Origin of the sequence: Lysobacter terrestris (assembly GCF_014489475.1) — a bacterium.
Classification (GTDB): domain Bacteria; phylum Pseudomonadota; class Gammaproteobacteria; order Xanthomonadales; family Xanthomonadaceae; genus Agrilutibacter; species Agrilutibacter terrestris.
Genome location: NZ_CP060820.1, coordinates 2689453 through 2710633, shown reverse-complemented (window position 1 = coordinate 2710633; position 21181 = coordinate 2689453). Strand labels below are relative to the sequence as shown.

The following is a 21181-nucleotide window of genomic DNA, read 5'->3' as shown; positions in this document are numbered from 1 at the left end:
CACTTCCCCGACGCCGCGGCGTAGCTTCGGAACGCGCCTTGCGGCCGGGCTGACCTCTGGCTGCAAGACACGTAGAGCACGCTGCGGACGGGTACGACCGGGCGCACACGGTCGATCTCCGCGAAGCACATCCGCCACCGTCACCCGCACGCAGGACGCGTCGCAGACGCCGGGTGCACACGACCAGAGGAGAGACGCATGAACGTTGAAACCAAGTGCCCGGTGTTCCATGGCGGCCATCGCGCGCCGACCAATGCGCAGTGGTGGCCCGACCAGCTCAACCTGGGCCTGCTCAAGCAGCAGTCCGAGCTCTGCGACCCGATGGTCGAGGACTTCGATTACGCCGCCGAGTTCAAGACGCTCGACCTCGATGCGGTGGTCAAGGACCTGACCGCGCTGATGACCGATTCGCAGGACTGGTGGCCCGCCGACTACGGCCACTACGGTCCGTTCTTCATCCGCATGGCCTGGCACGCCGCGGGCACCTACCGCATCTTCGATGGCCGCGGCGGCGCGCGTTCGGGCGAACAGCGTTTCGCCCCGCTCAACAGCTGGCCGGACAACGGCAACCTCGACAAGGCGCGGCGCCTGCTGTGGCCGGTCAAGCAGAAGTACGGCCGCAAGCTGTCGTGGGCCGACCTGATGATCCTCGCCGGCAACGTCGCGCTCGATTCGATGGGCTTCAAGACCTTCGGTTTCGGTGGCGGGCGCGAGGATGTGTGGGAACCGCAGCCGATCGACTGGGGTCCGGAATCGACCTGGCTCGGCGACGAGCGTTACAGCGGCGAGCGCGAACTCGCCAATCCGTTCGGCGCGGTGCAGATGGGCCTGATCTACGTGAACCCCGAAGGCCCCAACGGCAACCCCGATCCGGTCAAGTCGGCACGCGACATCCGCGAAACCTTCGCGCGCATGGCGATGAACGATGAAGAGACCGTCGCCCTCACCGCCGGCGGCCACACCTTCGGCAAGGCGCACGGCGCCGGGCCGACCAGCCACGTCGGCGTCGAACCCGAGGGTGCGAACATCGAGGAACTCGGCTTCGGTTGGCGCAACAGCTTCGACAGCGGCATGGGTGCGCACACCATCACCAGCGGCATCGAAGGCGCGTGGACGCCGACGCCGACGAAGTGGGACATGAGCTACTTCGAGACGCTGTTCGGCTTCGACTGGGAGCTGACCAAGAGCCCGGCCGGCGCGCACCAGTGGAAGCCGAAGGGCAACGCCGGCGACAACGTGCCGGATGCGCACATCCCGGGCAAGACGCACCAGCCGATGATGACCACCGCGGACATGGGCATGCGCATGGACCCGGTGTACGAGAAGATCTCGCGCGACTACCTCGCCAACCCCGCCAAGTTCGCCGACGCCTTCGCCCGCGCATGGTTCAAGCTGACCCACCGCGACATGGGACCGAAGGTGCGCTACCTCGGCAAGCTGGTGCCGAAGGAAGACCTGATCTGGCAGGACCCGGTGCCGCCGGTCGACCATCCGCTGGTCGATGCGCAGGACATCGCCGCGTTGAAGGAGAAGCTGCTCGCCTCGGGCCTGTCGACCGCGCAACTGGTCAAGACCGCGTGGGCCTCCGCGTCGACGTTCCGCGGCACCGACATGCGCGGCGGCGCGAACGGCGCGCGCATCCGCCTGGCGCCGCAGAAGGATTGGCCCGTCAACGAACCGGCCGAGCTGGCCAAGGCACTGGCGACACTCGAAGGCATCCAGAAGGAATTCAACGCGTCTGCGGCCGGCGGCAAGAAGATCTCGCTGGCCGACCTGATCGTGCTCGGCGGCTGCGCCGCGGTCGAGGCCGCGGCGAAACAGGGCGGTCACGGCATCAGCGTCCCGTTCGCACCGGGCCGCACGGACGCCACGCCCGCGCAGACCGATGCGAATTCCTTCGAGGTGCTGGAACCGGCGGCGGACGCCTTCCGCAACTACATCCGCCCCGGCCATGAAGACGCCGCGGCTGCCGCGCTGGTCGACAAGGCCGCCCTGCTCACCCTGACCGCGCCGGAAATGACGGTGCTGGTCGGCGGCATGCGCGCGCTCGGCGCGAACACCGGCGGCACGCGGCACGGCGTCTTCACCCAGCGCCCCGGCACGCTGAGCACCGACTTCTTCATCAACCTGCTCGACATGCGCACCGCGTGGAAGCGTTCGGAGAAGGACGCCGGCGTGTTCGAAGGCCGCGATCGCAAGACGGGTGCGCTGAAGTGGACCGCCACCATCGCCGACCTCGTGTTCGGATCGAACGCGCAGCTGCGCGCCTTGTCCGAGGTCTACGCGGCCAACGATGGCGAAGCGGACTTCGTGCGCGATTTCGTGGCGGCATGGAACAAGGTCATGAACCTGGACCGGTTCGACCTCAAGCGATAGCGCTGAAGCAAGCGCGCAACAACGAGCCCGGTCCGGCCCGCCGGACCGGGCCATCCGGGCAGTCACACCGGCGGCGGCGAAGCGGTCTAGCATGGGGCTCACCTCGAAGGACGGAGCACCACCATGAATGCATCCCTGACCGATGACCTGCTTTCGCAACTCCAGGGCGCGCCGCTGCAACAGATCGGCCAGCAACTCGGGCTGTCGCCGGGCCAGGCCGAAGGCGCCGTCGGTGCGGCGCTGCCGTTGCTGCTCGGCGCATTGGGACGCAACGCGGCGCAACCGCAGGGCGCCGAAGCCCTGCTCGGCGCGCTGCAGCGCGACCACGCCGGACTCGATCTGGGCAGCGTGCTGGGCTCGGTGCTGGGCGGTGGCGGCCAGGGCACGCAGATCCTCGGGCACGTCTTCGGCAACCAGCAGAACAACGCGGCGCAGGGCCTGGGCGCGGCGACCGGGCTCGGCGGCGCGCAGGCGAATTCGCTGCTGAAGCTGCTCGCGCCGATCGTGCTCGCGTACCTCGCCCGTCGCATGTTCGCGCAGGGCGGCAGCGGCACCACGGCACAGGGGCTGGGCCAGGTACTGGGCCAGGAGCAGCAGCAGATCCGCCAGCAGGGCGGTCTGGGTGGCGGCCTGCTCGGTGCGGTGCTCGATCGCGACGGTGACGGCGACGCGGACTTCTCCGACCTGATCGGCCTGGCCGGCTCGGTGCTGGGCGGACGCCGCTGATCGCTGCCGCGTGGGGCATCGGCCGCTGACCGGTCGGCGCCCCCTGCCCTCAGGTCGCGTCGATGTCGCCCAAGGCGCGGATCAGGCGGCGCGCGCGCTTGTCGGGCCGCGTCTCCGGCGCGCGATAGCCAGCGCGTTCGGCGGCACGCTGGGCGCGCGCGTTCTCGCGGCGCAGGCGCGAGGCTTCGCTTTCGGCATACAGGCCTTGTGCCGCGCTCGCCGGACCGCGCGTGTCGCTGAGTTCGCGCACTTCGACCTCGAAGGTTTCCTCGCCGCGCGCGATCGTCAACGCGTCGCCCACGCGCACGCCGCGCGACGGCTTCGCCCGCTGTCCCGCGACTTCGATCTTTCCGGTTTCGATGGCGTGCTTGGCGAGCGCGCGCGTCTTGAAGAATCGCGCGGCCCAGAGCCACAGGTCGAGCCGGACATTGTCGTGCGCCGCGTTGGGCGATTCGGTGGAAGGCTTCATTGCCACGCGATTATCGCGCCGCGCTTGGCCCGGATCGACACACCGCTCTCATCCGCACAAAAACAAACGGCCGCCCCGAGGGGCGGCCGTCGCGGCGCGGCACATGCGTGCGGCGCCAGATATTGCGCGGAATTACTCGGCCTTGGCCTTGGCGTAGGCGGCGAGGTCTTCCTTGATGCGGGCCTTCTTGCCTTCCAGGCCACGCAGGTAGTACAGCTTGCCGGCGCGGACCTTGCCGCGGCGCTTCACTTCGACCGAGTCGATGATCGCGCTGTGGGTCTGGAAGACGCGCTCGACGCCGTAGCCGTGCGAGATCTTGCGGACGGTGAAGGAGGAATTCAGGCCGGCGTTCTTGGTGCCGATGACCACGCCTTCATAGGCCTGGACGCGTTCGCGGTTGCCTTCCTTGACCTTCACGTTGACGACGATGGTGTCGCCGGGGCCGAAATCCGGCAGCTTGCGCTGGATCTGTTCGGCTTCGAAATTCTGGACGAGCGTATGGATGGACGGCTTGTTCATGGCTATGGCCTGTTGGTGTAGTTGTAGCGTGAGTGCACGTGGACCCACGTCTGGCATCGGTGGAGCTAGGGGTGAAACGAGCCGTGCATTATAGCGGCATATTTTCCCTTGTGTGGCCGGAGGTTAGCCGCTTTTTTCATGGCAGGTGGCGGGCATTGCAGCCGCGCCACTGTCCCTCCGGCCCGCTGGCGTAGCCGTCGGGCGTTCGGCAGGGCGCGAGCCATGGGCTCGCAAGCACCCTGCATCAGCCATCCGAATCGTCGCCAACTTCGGCGAATCTGGCGCGATATTCATCCAAAAGCTTGTGATCGGCCTTGGATAGCACCGCCTCGCCCAGGAGGTCCGGCCGCCGCTGCCAGGTCCGGCCCAAGGCCTCCTTGCGCCGCCAGCGGGCAATGTCGGCGTGGTTGCCCGACAGGAGCACGTCCGGAACCCGGCCCAGCGCGTGTTCGACCGGGCGGGTGTAGTGCGGGCAGTCCAGCAGGCCACCTTCGAAACTGTCCTGCTCGGCCGACTCGGCGTCGCTCAGCGCCCCTTCCTGCAACCGGGCGACCGAGTCGACCACCACGGCCGCGGCCAGTTCGCCGCCGGACAGGACGTAGTCGCCGATCGACAGCTCCTCGTCCACCTCGGCTTCGATCAGCCGTTCGTCCACGCCCTCGTAGCGGCCGCATAGCAGGATCACGCGCTCGCGCGCCGCCAGCTCGCGCGCCCTGGCCTGGGTCAGCGGCGCGCCCTGCGGGCTCAGGTAGATCACCTTGGCGGGCATGGGATCGGCCGCGCGCGCGGCGGCGATCGCCGCCCGCAGCGGATCGATCAGCATGACCATGCCGGGACCGCCGCCGAACGGCCGCTCGTCCACGCGCCGGTAGTTGCCTTCGGCGTAGTCGCGCGGGTTCCACGCATGCAGGGAAACCAGGCCGCGCTCGCCCGCCCGGCCGGTGACGCCGAACGCGGCGCATTGCGCGATGAAATCGGGAAACAGCGTGATGACGTCGATGCGCATGGCAGCCCTGATACGACGATTCGGTTGAAGTCGTGACGGCAGCGCGGATGTCGCAGCCATCACGGCTCGGGGAGCCGGATCTGAAACGGAACTCCCGGGATTTCTAGAACTCGGGATCCCAATCCACCGTCACGACGCCTGCTTCGAAGTCGACGCCGGTGACGTATTGCGGCTGCACGAACGGAATCATGCGCTCGCGCTCGCCATCGCGCGCAACCAGCACGTCGTTGGCGCCGGTGGAGAACAGGTGCGAGACGGTGCCGAAGTCGACGCCTTCGACGTTCACGACACGCAGCCCTTCCAGGTCCACCCAGTAGAACTCGCCCGGCTGCGGCGGCGGCAGTGCGGAACGGGGCACGTAGATCTCGGTGCCGCGCATCGCCTCCACGGCATCGCGATCGGCGACATCGGGGAAATGGGCGACGAGGTTCTTGCCGCTTTCCTTGCCGCGCACGCCGCGCAGCTCGCGCTCGTTGCCCTGCGCGTCGCGCAGGATCCACGGCTGGTAGCGGAAGATGGCGTTGCGCGGCTCGGTCCAGGACTCGAGTTTCGCCTCGCCCCGAACGCCAAAGGCGCCGGTCACCCTGCCCAGCAGGATGCGGCGCCCTTGATCGTCTTTCATGCGGATTGCGGATTCAGCCGCGCGACGGGGCGCGGCCAGCAATCAGGCAGCGGCCTTGGCCGCTTCCTTGTAGAGGACGGCGACCTTGTCGGTCAGCTGCGCACCCTTCGAAACCCAGTGCTTGACGCGCTCCAGGTCGAGTTCGACGCGCTTTTCCTGGCCCTGCGCGACCGGGTTGTAGAAACCCACGCGCTCGATGTTGCGACCGTCGCGTGCGCTGCGGCTGTCGGTGACGATGATGTGGTAGAAGGGGCGCTTCTTCGCGCCGCCACGGGTGAGGCGGATCTTGACCATTGCTTTCTCGTGTTGCCCAGCTGCCGGAATGGCAGGGTAAGCGCGGGATTGTAAGCCATTGATTCGCCCGAGGAAACCGTCCACCCCGAAAATTCGGGGTTTGGGGCCATCCGCCCGCTGCGCCCGGGAAGTCCGGCCTCTGCAACGACCCTCGAATGCCCGCCCCGCCGGGGCGACAAGCCAACCGCTCAGGCGACGGCAAACCGGTCGGCCCGGGCCACAGCCTCCAGATCCTGGGCGACGTCGCCCGGGCGGTTTCCGTAGGCGGTGAGCATTCCCCGCCACTCCATGCCCATGTAGTCCGCGCTCAGCTCCAGCGTGCGCGCAAAGGGTTCGGCGAACGCGACGTCCTCGTCGCTCAGCACGCACACGGCATGGAGACGCTTGCCCGCCATCTGCTGCTTGAAGTCGAGCCCCGGCACGCGCATCCACGCGCTCCAGTAATCCAGGTACAGCTTCACGCTGGCCGGCAGGCTGTACCAGTACAGCGGCGCGGCGATGACGAGGTCGGATGCGTCCAGGGTCGCCTCGGCCAGCACGCGCTCGTTGCCCTGTGGCGGCGGATAGACCCCTGCCGAGTGCCGGATATCGCGGAACGCAGGCAGCGGATAGTCGTCCAGATGCAACGTGCGATGGCTGGCGGTCGCGGGCAACGCCGCGGCCATGCGCTGCGCCAGGAACTGCGCGTTGCCGCCGACGCGGGCGCTGCCCAGCAGGAACAGGACGTTGTGTTCGGCAGCAGACATGACGCACTCGCACGAAGGGCACAGCGCGAACTGTAGGTCATGGCCTGCGCCGTGCCGCCACGGCGACGGCAACACATCATTCCATCGTGGGCGCGGCGGTCAGCGGAACGGCATTCCGCCGCGGCCGCCCATCATGCCCTTCATGCCACGCATCAAGCCCTTCATGCCGCCGCCGGAGAGCTTGCTCATCATCTTTTCCATCTGCTGGTACTGCTTCATCAGCTTGTTGACGTCGGCCGGAGTGAGGCCGGCGCCCTTGGCGATGCGGGCGCGGCGCGAGCCGTTGAGCAGGTCGGGATTGCGGCGCTCCTTCGACGTCATCGAATTGATGATCGCAACCATGCGCGGCACTTCCTTGCCGGTGACCTGGTTCTTCACGTTGTCGGGGATCTGGCCCATGCCCGGCAGCTTGTCCATGAGGCCGTGGATGCCGCCCATGTTCTGCATCTGTTCGAGCTGGTCCTTGAGGTCGTTGAGGTTGAAGCGCTTGCCCTTGGCAACCTTCTCCGCGAGCTTGGCCGCCTTGTCCTTGTCGACCTGCTGCTCGACCTGCTCGACCAGCGACAGCACGTCGCCCATGTCGAGGATGCGGCTGGCGATACGGTCGGGGTGGAAGACATCGAGGCCATCGGGCTTCTCGCCGACGCCGATGAACTTGATCGGACGCTGGGTGATGTAGCGCACCGACAGCGCCGCACCACCGCGCGCGTCACCGTCGGTCTTGGTCAGCACCACGCCGGTGAGCGGCAGCGCTTCACCGAAGTGCTTGGCGGTGACCGCGGCGTCCTGGCCGGTCATCGAGTCGACCACGAACAGGGTCTCGACCGGATTCACCGCGCCGTGCAGCGCCTTGATCTCGGCCATCATCGCCTCGTCGATCGAGGTGCGGCCGGCGGTGTCGACGATCAGCACGTCGACGTAGGACTTGCGGGCGTCCTCGATCGCGGCCTTCACGATGGCTTCGGGCTTCTGCGACGCATCCGACGGGAAGAACAGCACGTCGACCTGCTGCGCCAGCGTCTTCAACTGCTCGATCGCGGCGGGTCGGTACACGTCCGCCGACACCACCATCACCTTCTTCTTGCGCTTTTCCTTCAGGTGCTTGGCGAGCTTGCCGACCGTGGTGGTCTTGCCCGCGCCCTGCAGACCGGCCATCAGGATCACGGCCGGCGCGGGCACGTTGAGATTGAGGTCGGTGGCGGTCGAGCCCATCACCGCGGTGAGTTCGTCGCGCACGACCTTGATCAGCGCCTGGCCCGGGCTCAGCGACTTCAGCACTTCCTGGCCGACGGCGCGGACCTTGATGCGCTCGATCAGCGCCTGCACCACCGGCAGGGCGACGTCGGCTTCGAGCAGGGCGATGCGGACTTCGCGCGTGGCCTCGCGGATGTTTTCCTCGGTCAGGCGGCCGCGACCGCGCAGGCGATCGATGGTGCCGGAGAGACGCTGGGTGAGGGACTCGAACATGCGGGAAGCCTGCGTGCGATCAGCGAAAACGGGCGCGAATTATACGGGCTGGCATCGTGCTCCCGGCGCGGATTCACGATACGGCGCCGCGACCCGGTGGTGTGCGACACTGCGGCGATGACAATCGTTCTCATCGCCGTCGTTCTCTACCTGGTGGCCTTCGGCCTGCTGGTCGCACAACTCCACCAGGAACAGCGGCGCGGCCTGCGCTGGCTGCTGCCCGCGGCGCTCGCCGTCGCGCTGCACCTGGCGACGCATGCGCTGGCCTGGCGCCAGGCCGGCGGCGCGGACCTGCATTTCTTCTCGGCGCTGTCCCTGGTCGGCCTGGGCATGGCCGCGATGACCACGGCGTACGGCGCCACCGGCCGGATGGCCGCGCTGGGCGTGGTCGTGTTCCCCATCGCCGCGGCTTCGCTTGCGGCGTATGCCGCCTACGGCCATGCCCGGACCGAAGCACTCGACTGGCGCCTGCAGTTGCACGCCTGGTGCGCCCTGCTCGCCTACGCCACGCTGGCGATCGCCGCGCTCCTGGCCATGACGCAATGGCTGCAGGAGCGCGCGCTGCGGCGCCGCGAGTTCCACGGCTGGCTGCGTGCGCTCCCGCCCCTGGTCGAACTCGAAAGCCTGCTGTTCCGCACGATCACGGTCGGCTTCATCCTGCTCACGGCGACACTGCTGACCGGCCTGCTCTTCGTCGAGAACCTGCTCGCCCAGCACCTGGTGCACAAGACGGTGCTCAGCGTGCTGTCGTGGCTGCTGTTCGGCGGCCTGCTGCTGGGACGCCGCCTGCGCGGCTGGCGTGGCGCAACCGCCGTGCGCTGGACCCTGACCGCCATGGCGCTGCTGATCCTGGCCTTCTTCGGCAGCAAGTTCGTGCTGGAACTGCTGCTCGGCCAAGCCTGAGCCCCCTGATCTGACCGTTGGGCTCGCTGAATGGGCCCCAGCGTGCCATTGCTGAAACAATATTTGCATTGACAAATATTGCACTGGCGAGCATTCTTCCGCGCCATGACCTCCCCCACGCCCCCTTCGCCGCCCTGCGGCGGCTCCACCCTGGCCCTGCTGCTGCGCGAGATCCGCGCCGGTTTCTGGACCCGGATGGAAGCCGAGCTGCGCGCCGCCGGCCACGAACTCAACTTCAGCCAGTACATCACCCTGAAGCACCTGGCCGAAGGCACCGCCAGCGTCACCGACCTCGCCGCCGTCGCCCAGCTGAACCCGGGGGCGATGACCCGCCTGCTGGACAAGCTCGAACAGCGCGGCATCGTGGCCCGCGTGGCCGACCCCAAGGATCGCCGCGCGCTGCGGATCCACCTCACCGATACGGGCGTGGCGATCTGGCGGGACATCAATCACTGTGGCCAGCGCGTGCGCGAGCGCGCCACCCGCGGCATGAGCGATGCCGACCGCGACACGCTCGCCCGCCTGCTCACGCTGGTCCGTGACAACCTTTCTTCTTCGGAAAGCTGACATGCCCCACCCCACCCCATTCCGGCTGCCGCTCACCGCCGCACTGGCCCTGCTGGTTGCCGGTTGCGCCAGCACGCACGGCCTCGAGCCGCAAGGCAGCGTGTTGAACGCCGATTCCTTGGCCGCCTCGCGCAGCCTCGCGAACGCGCAATCCGATGCCGGATTCCCGCAGCACGACTGGTGGCAATCGCTCGGTGACGCGCAACTCGATGCGCTGATCGACGAAGCCCTGGCCGGCACGCCGTCGCTCGATGCGGCCGACGCGCGCGTGCGCCAGGCGATCGCGCAGGCCGGCCTCGCCGAAGCGGCGGGCAAGCCGACCCTCGGCGCCACCGCGCAGTACACCGGCGTGCAGATTCCGGAAACCGCCGCGCCACCCCCGTTCGGCGGCGAGTACGTGGACGTCACCCTGCTGGGCCTGCAATTCAAGTACAGCCCGGACATCTGGGGCGGCCATCGCGCCCGCTTCCAGACCGCGCTGGGCCTCGCGCGTGCCGCGGAAGTGGACGCGCAGGCCGCGCGCTTGACGCTGTCTTCGAACATCGCACGCACCTACGTCGTGCTCGCGCAAGCACACGAGGCCGCGGACGTCGCCAATGCGGACGCGAAGCGCGCCTCGCAGCTGCTCGAACTCGGCCGCCAGCGCGTCAAGGCCGGCCTCGACAACCAGTTGCAGATCCGCAACGCGGAAACCGCCGTCGCCTCCGCGCAGCAACAGGAGCTGGCCGCGCGGCAGCAGATCGATGCCGCGCGCAACGCCCTCGCCGCGCTGCTGGGCAAGGGCCCCGATCGCGGCCTCGATATCGCCCGGCCGGCGCTGCTGCGCGCCGCGGCGCCGGGCGTTCCAGGCGTCGTTCCCAGCGAACTGCTCGGCCATCGCCCCGACGTCGTCGCCGCGCGCTGGCGCGTGGAAGCCGCGCGCCACGGCATCAAGGCCAGCAAGGCCGAGTTCTATCCGACGGTGAACCTGAGCGCGCTGGTCGGTGTCGCCGCCGGCAACCCGTCCGACCTGTTCTCCGGCGACTCCCTGCTTGCCATGGGCGGCCCGGCGATCAGTCTGCCGATCTTCGACGGCGGCCGCCTGCGCAACAACCTGGCCAAGAGCGATGCCGAGTACGACCTCGCCGTCGCCAACTACAACCAGAGCCTGGTCGGCGCGCTGCACGAGGTCGCCGATGCGCTGCAGGCCGCGCGTTCGCTGGAGGCGCAGGTGGCCACGACGCAACGCGCACGGGAATCGGCGCAGGCCGCGTGGCAGCTCGCCAGCACGCGCTACAAGGCCGGGCTCGGCACCCAGCTCGACGTGCTCGCCGCGCAGCGGCCGCTGCTGCAACTCGAGCAGCAACTCGCCGCGCTGAACGCACAGCGCCTCGGCGCGGCGATCGACCTCGATCGCGCGCTCGGCGGCGGCCTGGAACTGCCCGCACCGGCATCCGACAACCAAGACAGCAACGACCTCAGCAAGGCCCCGACGCCATGACCACCAAAATCAATCCGAATGCCGCCACCACCCCGGCTCAACCGCCCAACAGCAAGCGCAAGCGCGCGCTGGCGATTCTGGCTGTCGTAGTCGTGATCGCCGGTTTCGCGTGGGCGCTGTGGTACCTGTTGGTCGCGCGCTGGCACGAAAGCACCGACGACGCCTACGTGCAGGGCAATGTCGTCGCGATCACGCCGCAGACCGTGGGCACGGTCGTGAGCATCGGCGCCGACGACGGCATGAAGGTCGATGCCGGCCAGATCCTGGTGCAGCTCGACCCGAACGACGCCCGCGTCGCCTACGAACAGGCCGTCGCCAACCTCGCCAGCACCGTGCGCAGCGTGCGCGGCCTGTACAGCGCGGTCGAAGCCGGCCAGGCCGACATCGCCGCGCGCCGCGTCGCGGTGGAAAAGGCCAGCGCCGACGTGAAGCGTCGCGAAGGCCTGGTCGCCACCGGCGCCGTGTCCGCGGAAGAACTCGCCCACGCGCGCGACGAACTCGCTGCCGCGCAGGCCGCGCTGTCGGTGTCGAACGAGAACCTCGCCCGCAACCGCGCCCTGGTCGATGCCACCACCGTGATCGACCAGCCGCAGGTCAAGGCCGCCGCCGCGCAGTTGCGCCAGGCCTACCTCAACAACCAGCGCACCGCGATCGTCGCGCCGGTGTCGGGTTACGTCGCCAAACGCAGCGTGCAGCTGGGCCAGCGCGTGCAGCCCGGCACGACGCTGATGACCGTCATCCCGCTCGAGCAGGTCTGGGTCGAAGCCAACTTCAAGGAAACCCAGTTGGCGAAGATGCGCATCGGCCAGCCGGTGCAGTTGCACGCCGACCTCTACGGCGACGACATCGAATTCGACGGCAAGCTCAGCAGCCTCGGCCTCGGCACCGGCAGCGCCTTCGCCCTGCTGCCGGCGCAGAACGCCAGCGGCAACTGGATCAAGATCGTGCAGCGCGTGCCGGTGCGGATCGAACTGGATCGCAAGCAGCTCGCCGAGCATCCGCTGCGCATCGGCCTGAGCATGCACGCCGACGTGTCGCTGCGCGACCAGAGCGGTGCCGTCCTGGCCAGCAAGCCGGAGGACAAGGCCCTGCTCACCACCGATGCCTACGCGAAGCAGCTGGGCGAGGCCGAAGCGCTGATCCAGAAGATCGTCCGCGAGAACCTGCCGCGCGGCCGCGGCTGATTTCCTGCTCGCCGTTCCAGCGAAATGTTCTGAACGCCATCCCGGTGAACGCCGGGACCCAGCTCCAGCTTCAAGAGCACTGAAAGCCGGACCCCGGCGTTCGCCGGGGTGACGAAAACGTAGTGATCGCCGCGCGATCGCAACGCGCAATCACAAGTGGAACAGTCCCTCTCTTTCACCGAAAGTCGCCAACCCCGTCGAGCCGATGTCCACTCCCACTCCCGCCAATGGCTTCCGTCCGCCGAACATGGCGTTGACGACGCTCGGCCTCGCGCTGGCGTCGTTCATGCAGGTGCTGGACCTGACGATCGCCAACGTCTCGCTGCCCACCATCTCCGGCAACCTCGGCGGCAGCGCCAACCAGGCGACGTGGGTCATCACCTCCTTCGCCGTCAGCAACGCGATCGCGCTGCCGTTGACCGGCTGGCTGACGCGCCATTTCGGCGAACGCAAGCTGTTCGTGTGGGCGACGTTCCTGTTCGTCATCGCCTCCTTGTTGTGCGGCCTGGCCAACAGCATGGGCCTGCTCGTCGCGGCGCGCGCGCTGCAGGGCTTCGTCGCCGGGCCGATGTACCCGATCACGCAGGCGCTGCTGATCTCGATCTATCCACCGCACAAACGCGGACAGGCCATCGCGTTGCTGGCGATGGTCACCGTGGTCGCGCCGATCGCCGGTCCGATCCTCGGCGGCTGGATCACCGACAACTACAGCTGGGAATGGATCTTCTTCATCAACGTGCCGATCGGGCTGTTCGCCAGCTTCGTGGTCGGCCGCCAGCTGAAGGGACGACCGGAGCGGCTCGAGAAGCCGAAGATGGACTACGTCGGCCTGATCACGCTGGTGCTCGGCGTCGGCGCGCTGCAGGTGCTGCTCGACCTGGGCAACGACGAGGACTGGTTCCGTTCGTCGCTGATCGTGGGCCTGGCGATCGTCTCGGCGATCTCGCTGGCGGTGTTCGTGATCTGGGAACTCACCGACAAGGATCCGATCGTCGACCTGCGCCTGTTCCGCCACCGCAACTTCAGCGCGGGCACGGCGGCAATGGTGGTCGCCTACGCCGCGTTCTTCAGCGTCGGCATCCTGGTCCCGCTGTGGCTGCAGCGCAACCTCGGCTTCACGCCGATCTGGGCGGGTTTCGCGACGGCGCCGATCGGCATCCTGCCGGTGATCCTGACCCCGTTCGTGGGCAAGTACGCGCACAAGTTCGACCTGCGCATGCTCGCCACCCTCGCCTTCATCGCGATGTCGATGACCAGCTTCATGCGCTCGGGTTTCAACCTCGACGTCGACTTCAACCACATCGCGTTCGTGCAGCTACTGCAGGGCTTCGGCGTGGCGCTGTTCTTCATGCCGGTGCTGCAGATCCTGCTGTCGGACCTGCAACCGCACGAGATCGCCGCAGGCTCGGGCCTGGCGACCTTCATGCGCACGCTCGGCGGCAGCTTCGCCGCGTCGCTCACCACCTACGCCTGGGCCGAACGCGGCGCGGTGCACCACGCGCACCTGACCGAAAAGCTGTCGGCGACCGATCCTGGCGTCATGGACGCGATCACCCAGTTGGGTCGCGGCGACCTGCAACGCGGTGCGTTCGTGATGGAACGGATGATTTCCAACCAGGCGGCGCAGATCGGCTTCAACGAGATCTTCCACCTGCTCGGAATCATCTTCCTGGTGGTGATCGCCTTCGTGTGGATCGCCAAGCCGCCGTTCGTGGCCAAGGCCGGTCCGGAAGCCGCCGCCGGGCACTGACGCCACTGTCATCCCGAAACGCCCTGTCATCCCGAGCGCAGCGAGGGACCGGCCCGCGACAAAAGTGAATCGGCTGCCATGTCCGCGCCGCGCCTGCGGCCGGGCGCGGCAAACAATGGGCTGTCGTAACCGCCGCAAAGCAGGCCCCTCGCTACGCTCGGGATGAAGAAAGAACGCGCGCAAGAGGGCCCCTGCTCGCCTCCAGGCGCGTTATAACCGGCATCGCCTGCCCGGAATGCCGCGATGCCCCACTACGTGCTCACCCTGTCCTGCCCGGACCGCCCCGGGATCGTCAGTGCGGTTTCCGGGCGCCTGCTCCGCCACGGCGGCAACATCCTCGAATCGCAGCAGTACAACGACCTGGCGACCGATCGCTTCTTCATGCGCACCGTGTTCGCGGCCGACGCGTTGCTTCCGGAACTGCAGGCCAGCATCGGCGAACTGGCGCACGATTTCGCGATGGACTGGTCCCTGCGCGATCGCGCGCAACCGCGCCGGGTGATGCTGCTGGCCTCGCGCTTCGACCATTGCCTGGCGGACATCCTGTACCGCTGGCGCATCGGCGAGCTGCCGATGCAGATCACTGCGGTCGTGTCGAACCACCCACGCGACACCTATCGCCACCTCGCCTTCGACGGCATCGACTTCCACCACCTGCCGGTCGACCGGGGACGCAAGGCCGAACAGGAAGCCGCGCTGTGGTCGCTGATCGAAGGCACGCAGACCGAACTGGTGGTGTTGGCGCGCTACATGCAGGTGCTCTCCGACGCGCTGGCGGCGCGGTTGGCCGGCCGCTGCATCAACATCCACCACTCGTTCCTGCCGGGCTTCAAGGGCGCGCGGCCCTATCACCAGGCGCACGCGCGCGGGGTCAAGCTGATCGGCGCGACCGCGCACTTCGTCACCGCCGACCTGGACGAAGGCCCGATCATCGAACAGGACACGCAACGCGTCGGCCACCACGACACGCCCGAGGACATGATCCGCATCGGACGCGACATCGAACGCCGCGTGCTCGCACAGGCGCTGCGCTACTGGCTGGACGACCGGATCCTGCTCAACGGCCACCGCACGGTGGTGTTCGCGGTCTAGACGCCGGCGTCGAGTGCGTCGGCGAGGCGCTCGACCGCCACGACTTCCATGTCGCCGATGCGGCCACCGCGCGGAGCGTTTGCCTTGGGCACAATGGCGCGTTTGAAGCCGTGGGTCGCGGCTTCCTTGAGGCGCTCCTCGCCGTTCGGCACCGGGCGGATCTCGCCGGACAGGCCCACTTCGCCAAAGGCGATGGTCTGCTCGGCCAGGGGACGATCGCGCAGCGACGACAGCACCGCCAGCAGCACCGGCAGGTCGACCGCGGTCTCCTGCACGCGGATGCCGCCGACCACGTTCACGAACACGTCCTGGTCGCCCACCGCGATGCCGCCGTGGCGGTGCAGCACCGCGAGCAGCATCGCCATGCGGTTGCCTTCCATGCCGACCGCGACGCGGCGCGGGTTCGACAGCGGCGAGGCATCGACCAGCGCCTGCACCTCGACCAGCAATGGCCGCGTGCCTTCGCGCGTGACCATCACGCAGCTGCCCGGCTGCGGCGCGCTGTTGCCGGAGAGGAAGATCGCCGAAGGATTCGGCACTTCGCGCAGGCCCTTGTCGCCCATCGCGAACACGCCCAGTTCGTTGACCGCACCGAAGCGGTTCTTGAAGGCGCGCAGCACGCGGAAGCGGCTGCCGCTCTCGCCTTCGAAATACAGCACGGCATCGACCATGTGCTCGAGCACGCGCGGGCCGGCGATGCCGCCTTCCTTGGTCACGTGGCCGACGAGGAACACGGCGGTGCCGGTTTCCTTGGCGAAGCGCACCAGCCGCGCCGCGGATTCGCGCACCTGGCTGACCGAGCCCGGTGCGGCGCTCAGCGATTCGGTCCACAGCGTCTGCACCGAATCGGCGACGATGAGTTGCGGACGGGTGGCCGCGGCGTGTTCGAGGATGCGCTCGACGCAGGTTTCGGCGAGCGCATGCACGCCGTCGAGCGGCAAGCCCAGGCGTGCACCGCGCCCGGCGACCTGGGCGAGCGATTCCTCGCCGGTCACGTACAGGCCCGGCAGGGTCGGCGCCAGCTTCGCCACGGCCTGCAGCAGCAGCGTCGACTTGCCGATGCCCGGATCGCCGCCGACCAGCACCACCGAGCCATGCACCAGGCCGCCGCCCAGCACCCGGTCGAGTTCGCCGATGCCGGTGGAGGCGCGCGCGTCTTCCTGGTGCTGGACGTCCTTGAGCGCGGTGACCTTGGGTGCATCGGCCACGCCGGCCCAGCTGCTGCGGCGGCTGGCGGCGACGCCCTTGGCGGTAGAGGCGGATTCGAGGACGACTTCGCCCAGCGAGTTCCACGCGCCGCATTCGCCGCACTGGCCCTGCCACTTGCTGAATTCGGCGCCGCAGTCGTTGCAGACGTAGGCGGTCTTGCGGGTAGCGGTCTTGGCCATGGGGCGGGCGATCGGGTCGATGGGGCCACTCTACCCGGCGGCCGTCTCCCGGGGCGAGACGCAGCCGGCACCGGAAAACAAAAGGCCCGCGCAAGGCGGGCCTGTTGTCGAATCGATGGTGCCGGAAATAGGAATCGAACCTACGACCTACGCATTACGAATGCGCCGCTCTACCAACTGAGCTATTCCGGCAAGGGGCGCAATTGTAGGCGCCGGGCCTCGGCAGGGTCAATCGACCAGCTGCACCCGCAGTTCCTTGGGCAGGGCGAAAACCATGTCCTCGGGCTCGCCGGAAAGTTCGGCGACGTGGTGCGCACCCAGCTCGCGCAAGCGTTCGATCACGCCGCGGACCAGCACTTCCGGTGCCGAAGCGCCGGCGGTGATGCCCACGCACTTGCGGTCCTTGACCCAGCGCGGATCGATCTCGATGGCGCCATCGATGAGGTAGGCCTCGACGCCTTCACGCTCGGCCAGCTCGCGCAGGCGGTTGGAATTGGAACTGTTCGGCGAACCCACCACCAGGACCAGGTCGCACTTGGCGGCCAGTTCGCGCACCGCGTCCTGGCGGTTCTGCGTGGCGTAGCAGATGTCGTCGTTCTTGGGCCCCTGGATGGCCGGGTACTTGGCCTTGAGCGATTCGATCACCGCACGGGTGTCGTCGACCGACAATGTCGTCTGCGTGGTGAAGGCCAGATTCTCCGGCTGCGCAACTTCCAGCGCGGCGACGTCTTCGGCGTCCTCGACCAGATAGATCTGCCCGGTACCGGCCTCGCGCTTCCACTGCCCCATGGTGCCTTCGACCTCCGGATGACCGTCGTGGCCGATCAGCACCACGTCGCGGCCGGCACGGCAGTTGCGCGCGACTTCCAGGTGCACCTTGGTCACCAGCGGACAGGTCGCGTCGAACACCTTGAGCCCGCGCCGCGCCGCCTCGGTGCGCACGGCCTGCGACACGCCATGGGCGCTGAAGATCACGGTCGCGTTGTCGGGGACTTCGTGGAGCTCCTCGACGAAGACCGCGCCACGGTGTTTGAGGTCGTCGACCACGAAGCGGTTGTGCACGACTTCATGGCGCACGTAGATCGGGGCGCCCAGGGTTTCCAGGGCGCGCTTGACGATCTCGATCGCGCGGTCGACGCCGGCGCAGAAACCGCGGGGATTGGCGAGCAGGACGTCCATGCGGCGATTTTACCCCCGCCGGCCGGCGTCGGCGGCCTGTTTCTGGCCACCCAGCAGGCCAAACAGCGCGATGCCGATCGCCCCGATGACGATCGCCGAGTCGGCGATGTTGAAGGATGGCCAGTAATGGTCGCGCCAGTACCACTGGATGAAGTCGATCACCTTGCCGTGGATAAGGCGATCGATGACGTTGCCGATCGCGCCGCCGATCACCAGCGCGTACGGCAGGGCCACGCGCCAGTCGCGGCGCGGCGTGCGCGCGAGCCAGTAGGCCAGCAGGCCGCTGATGCCGAAAGCCAGCACGGTGAACAGGTATTTCTGCCAGCCACCGGCATCGCTCAGGAAACTGAACGCGGCGCCGGTGTTGTAGGTGCGGTACCAGTTCCAGAAGCCATCGATGACCGGCACGGCCTGGAATTCCGGCAGCGCGGCCAGCACCCAGTTCTTGCTCCACTGGTCGAGCGCAATGATCACGATCGACAGGATCAGCCAGATGAGGGCGTTGGGGCCTTTCAGTTTCTGCATTCTCTTTGCTCTTTATTGCCGGCGTGATGTGAGGCGTTGCGGGAGTGGCGCGGTCAGAACCAGCGCCGATCCTCGCCCGGCCCTTCCACGTTGCTCACGCAACGGCCGCACAGCTCCGGATGCGCGGGATCGACACCCACGTCCGCACGGCGCTGCCAGCAGCGCACGCACTTGGGCTTCGTCGTCGGCACGGCGAGCACGGCGATGTCCTTGGCGGCATCGTCGGCCAGCACTTCGACGTCGCCACTGATGAACAGGAAGCGCAGCTCTTCCGCCATCGGCGCCAGCCAGTTCTGGTCGGCGACGCTGCAACGCAACCCGATCTCCGCATCCAGCGCCGCACCGATCTCGCCGGCGGCGCGCATCGGCTCCAGCGTCCTGCTGACCTCCTCGCGCAACGCCAGCAGGCGATCGAAGTCCGCCGCGGACAGGGTCGCATCCTCCGGCAGCAGCGCGAGGCCGTCGTACCAGGTCGTGAACAGGACGTTGTCCTCGCGCTGCCCGTGTGCGGTCGCCGCGGGCAGGTAGCGCCACATCTCGTCGGCGGTGAAGCTCAGGATCGGCGCGATCCAGCGCGCGAACGCCTCGGCGATGCGGTACATCGCGCCCTGCGCCGAACGGCGGCCGCGCGAATCCTCCCGCATCGTGTAGAGGCGGTCCTTGGTGACGTCGAGGTACAGCGAGCCGAGGTCGACGCTGCAGAAGTTCGACAGCATCTGCACGATCGCGGCGAAGTCGTATTCCTCGTACGCCTTGGCGATCTGCTCCTGCAGCTCGAAGGCGCGGTGCACGATCCAGCGGTCCAGCGCGACCATGTCGTCGAGCGCGAGCAGGTCGCGGGCCGGATCGAAGCCGTTGAGGTTGGCGAGCAGGAAGCGCGCGGTATTGCGGATGCGCCGGTAGGCGTCGCCGCTGCGCTTGAGGATGTTGTCCGACACCGACATCTCGTTGCGGTAGTCGGTCGAGGCGATCCACAGGCGCAGCACGTCCGCGCCCATCGCGTTGATCACCTTCTGCGGCTCGACCGTGTTGCCGATCGACTTGGACATCTTCTTGCCCTGCTCGTCGACGGTGAACCCGTGCGTGAGCACCTGGCGGTACGGCGCGTGGCCGTCCATCGCCACGGCGGTGAGCAGCGAACTGTGGAACCAGCCGCGGTGCTGGTCCGAGCCTTCCAGGTAGAGGTCGGCCGGCTTGTGCAGCCCATCCTGCGGTCGCTGTGCCAGCACGCACTCGTGGGTCACGCCGGAATCGAACCAGACATCGAGGATGTCGTTGACCTTCTCGTACTTGCCGGCCTCGTCGCCCAGCAGCGCCGCCGGATCGAGCGAGTACCAGGCGTCGACGCCTTCGCGCTCGACGATCTCGGCGACCTGGCGCATCAGTTCGGCCGCGCGCGGGTGCGGCTCATGGGTTTCGCGGTCGACGAACAACGCGATCGGCACGCCCCAGGTGCGCTGGCGGCTGATGCACCAGTCGGGACGGCCTTCGATCATGCCGTAGATGCGCGCCTCGCCCCACTCGGGGATCCACTGCACCTTGCCGATCTCGCGCAGCGCGTCCTCGCGCAGGTGCGCCTGCTCCATCGAGATGAACCATTGCGGCGTGGCGCGAAACGCCACCGGCGTCTTGTGGCGCCAGCAGTGCGGGTAGCTGTGTTCGAGCTTCGCCAACGCGAGCAGGTGCCCGTTGGCGCGCAGCACGTCGATGATCGCGTCGTTGGCCTTCCAGATGTGCAGGCCGGCGAGCGTCAGGCCGTCGGCGGGCGGCGTGGAAGGCACGTACAGGCCGCGCCCGTCCACCGGGTTCATCTGCGTCGCGGTGTACTTCTCGAGCAGGCCGTAACGCTGGCCGACGACGAAGTCTTCCTGGCCGTGGCCCGGCGCGGTGTGGACGACGCCGGTACCGTCATCGGCGGTGACGTGATCGCCCACCAGCACCGGGATGTCGCGGTCCGGGTAGAACGGGTGCTGCAGGTGCTGCCCCTCGAGTTCGCCACCGCTGACGTTGCCCAACACCACCACGTCGTTGATGCCGTAACGCGCGAGCGCCTTGGTCGCCAGGGCTTCGGCCAGCACCAGCAGGCGGCGGCCGCCGTCGCTGCGCTGCGGGCCTTCGACCAGCACGTATTCGAGTTCCGGACCGACAGTCACCGCCAGGCTCGCCGGCAGCGTCCACGGCGTGGTCGTCCAGATCGGCAGGGCGACATCGACGCCCTCTTCCACCGACACCCCGAAGAGGGCCGCGAGCCTCGAAGGATTGCGCGCGCTGTAGGCGACGTCGATGGCGGGCGACACCTTGTCGGCGTATTCGATCTCCGCCTCGGCCAGCGCCGAACCGCAATCGAAGCACCAGTGCACCGGCTTGGCGCCGCGCACCACGTGGCCGCGTTCGACGATCTTAGCCAGCGCGCGCATGATTCCCGCCTCGGTGGCGAAATCCATCGTGCGATAGGGATGCTCCCAATCGCCGAGCACGCCCAGGCGCTTGAAGTCGCGGCGCTGGATGTCGATCTGCTCGGTGGCGTACTCGCGGCACTTGGCGCGGAACGCCGCGGCATCGAGTTTGTCGCCGACCTTGCCGAACTTCTTCTCCACCGCGTGCTCGATCGGCAGGCCATGGCAATCCCAGCCCGGCACGTACGGTGCATCGAAGCCGGCCAGCAGCTTCGACTTTACGATCACGTCCTTCAGCACCTTGTTGACCGCGTGGCCGATGTGGATCGCGCCGTTGGCGTACGGCGGGCCGTCGTGCAGCACGAAGCTCTTCTCGCGCCCGCGGGTCTTGGCGCGGATCTGCTGGTAAAGGCCCTCGCTCTCCCAGCGCGCGAGCGTTTCCGGCTCGCGCTTGGGCAGGTCGCCGCGCATCGGGAATTCCGTCGCCGGCAG

The 21181-nt window shown here is 68.1% G+C and carries 19 protein-coding genes and 1 tRNA gene; 8 read left to right on the top strand and 12 right to left on the bottom strand.

The window, feature by feature from the left end:
• The first annotated feature begins 198 nt into the window (after positions 1-198).
• Together katG and H8B22_RS12625 are read left to right on the top strand one after the other, a co-directional pair.
• Positions 199-2376, top strand: a complete 2178-nt coding sequence (gene katG, locus H8B22_RS12630; protein WP_187711760.1) for a catalase/peroxidase HPI — start codon at positions 199-201, stop codon at positions 2374-2376.
• A gap of 123 nt (positions 2377-2499) precedes the next feature.
• Complete coding sequence (locus H8B22_RS12625; RefSeq protein ID WP_187711759.1) at positions 2500-3102, top strand: DUF937 domain-containing protein; 603 nt, start codon at positions 2500-2502, stop codon at positions 3100-3102.
• A 49-nt stretch (positions 3103-3151) separates the two neighbouring features.
• Here H8B22_RS12625 and H8B22_RS12620 read toward each other — a convergent pair whose 3' ends face one another.
• The 7 genes from H8B22_RS12620 to ffh form a co-directional block, all read right to left on the bottom strand.
• Entirely contained in the window at positions 3152-3571 is a 420-nt protein-coding gene (locus H8B22_RS12620; RefSeq protein WP_187711758.1) for an RNA-binding S4 domain-containing protein, read from the bottom strand.
• 132 nt (positions 3572-3703) lie between these two features.
• Positions 3704-4090, bottom strand: a complete 387-nt coding sequence (gene rplS / locus H8B22_RS12615; protein WP_187711757.1) for a 50S ribosomal protein L19 — start codon at positions 4088-4090, stop codon at positions 3704-3706.
• 244 nt (positions 4091-4334) lie between these two features.
• Positions 4335-5096, bottom strand: a complete 762-nt coding sequence (gene trmD, locus H8B22_RS12610) for a tRNA (guanosine(37)-N1)-methyltransferase TrmD (protein ID WP_187711756.1) — start codon at positions 5094-5096, stop codon at positions 4335-4337.
• A gap of 103 nt (positions 5097-5199) precedes the next feature.
• Positions 5200-5718 (bottom strand): ribosome maturation factor RimM, encoded by a 519-nt coding sequence (rimM, locus tag H8B22_RS12605; protein WP_187711755.1) that lies wholly within the window; start codon positions 5716-5718, stop codon positions 5200-5202.
• 42 nt (positions 5719-5760) lie between these two features.
• Positions 5761-6012: a 30S ribosomal protein S16 gene (rpsP, locus tag H8B22_RS12600; protein ID WP_187711754.1), complete on the bottom strand. Its 252-nt coding sequence runs from the start codon at positions 6010-6012 to the stop codon at positions 5761-5763.
• Between the two features lie 188 nt (positions 6013-6200).
• Complete coding sequence (locus H8B22_RS12595) at positions 6201-6758, bottom strand: NAD(P)H-dependent oxidoreductase (protein ID WP_187711753.1); 558 nt, start codon at positions 6756-6758, stop codon at positions 6201-6203.
• Positions 6759-6857: 99 nt separating this feature from the next.
• Positions 6858-8225 (bottom strand): signal recognition particle protein, encoded by a 1368-nt coding sequence (ffh, locus tag H8B22_RS12590; RefSeq protein WP_187711752.1) that lies wholly within the window; start codon positions 8223-8225, stop codon positions 6858-6860.
• A 117-nt stretch (positions 8226-8342) separates the two neighbouring features.
• On the opposite strand from ffh, the gene H8B22_RS12585 reads away from it, so the two are divergent.
• The 6 genes from H8B22_RS12585 to purU all read left to right on the top strand — a co-directional run bounded on the left by H8B22_RS12585 (position 8343) and on the right by purU (position 15201).
• A complete protein-coding gene (locus H8B22_RS12585) occupies positions 8343-9128 on the top strand; it encodes a cytochrome C assembly family protein (RefSeq protein WP_187711751.1) in 786 nt (261 codons plus the stop codon).
• Between the two features lie 105 nt (positions 9129-9233).
• Positions 9234-9695, top strand: coding sequence for a MarR family winged helix-turn-helix transcriptional regulator (locus H8B22_RS12580; protein ID WP_187711750.1), 462 nt, complete (start codon positions 9234-9236; stop codon positions 9693-9695).
• Between the two features lies 1 nt (position 9696).
• On the top strand, positions 9697-11175 hold the full coding sequence (locus tag H8B22_RS12575) for an efflux transporter outer membrane subunit (protein WP_187711749.1): 1479 nt from the start codon (positions 9697-9699) through the stop codon (positions 11173-11175).
• On the top strand, positions 11172-12359 hold the full coding sequence (locus H8B22_RS12570) for an efflux RND transporter periplasmic adaptor subunit (RefSeq protein ID WP_187711748.1): 1188 nt from the start codon (positions 11172-11174) through the stop codon (positions 12357-12359). Before H8B22_RS12575 ends, H8B22_RS12570 begins: the two co-directional genes overlap by 4 nt.
• A 205-nt stretch (positions 12360-12564) precedes the next feature.
• A complete protein-coding gene (locus H8B22_RS12565; RefSeq protein ID WP_225876201.1) occupies positions 12565-14109 on the top strand; it encodes a DHA2 family efflux MFS transporter permease subunit in 1545 nt (514 codons plus the stop codon).
• A 243-nt stretch (positions 14110-14352) separates the two neighbouring features.
• A complete protein-coding gene (gene purU / locus H8B22_RS12560; RefSeq protein ID WP_187711747.1) occupies positions 14353-15201 on the top strand; it encodes a formyltetrahydrofolate deformylase in 849 nt (282 codons plus the stop codon).
• Here purU and radA read toward each other — a convergent pair.
• From radA to ileS, 5 genes are all read right to left on the bottom strand, one after another.
• Positions 15198-16589, bottom strand: a complete 1392-nt coding sequence (gene radA / locus H8B22_RS12555) for a DNA repair protein RadA (protein ID WP_187711746.1) — start codon at positions 16587-16589, stop codon at positions 15198-15200. The two genes, purU and radA, sit on opposite strands and share 4 nt — an antisense overlap.
• Positions 16590-16705: 116 nt before the next feature.
• A tRNA-Thr gene (locus H8B22_RS12550) sits at positions 16706-16781 on the bottom strand.
• A gap of 36 nt (positions 16782-16817) precedes the next feature.
• Entirely contained in the window at positions 16818-17768 is a 951-nt protein-coding gene (ispH, locus tag H8B22_RS12545) for a 4-hydroxy-3-methylbut-2-enyl diphosphate reductase (protein ID WP_187711745.1), read from the bottom strand.
• Positions 17769-17777: 9 nt separating this feature from the next.
• The gene (lspA, locus tag H8B22_RS12540; protein WP_187711744.1) at positions 17778-18293 is read right to left on the bottom strand and encodes a signal peptidase II; all 516 of its coding nucleotides are present in this window, start codon (positions 18291-18293) and stop codon (positions 17778-17780) included.
• 53 nt (positions 18294-18346) lie between these two features.
• Positions 18347-21160, bottom strand: a complete 2814-nt coding sequence (gene ileS / locus H8B22_RS12535) for an isoleucine--tRNA ligase (protein WP_225876350.1) — start codon at positions 21158-21160, stop codon at positions 18347-18349.
• Between the last annotated feature and the right edge of the window lie 21 nt (positions 21161-21181).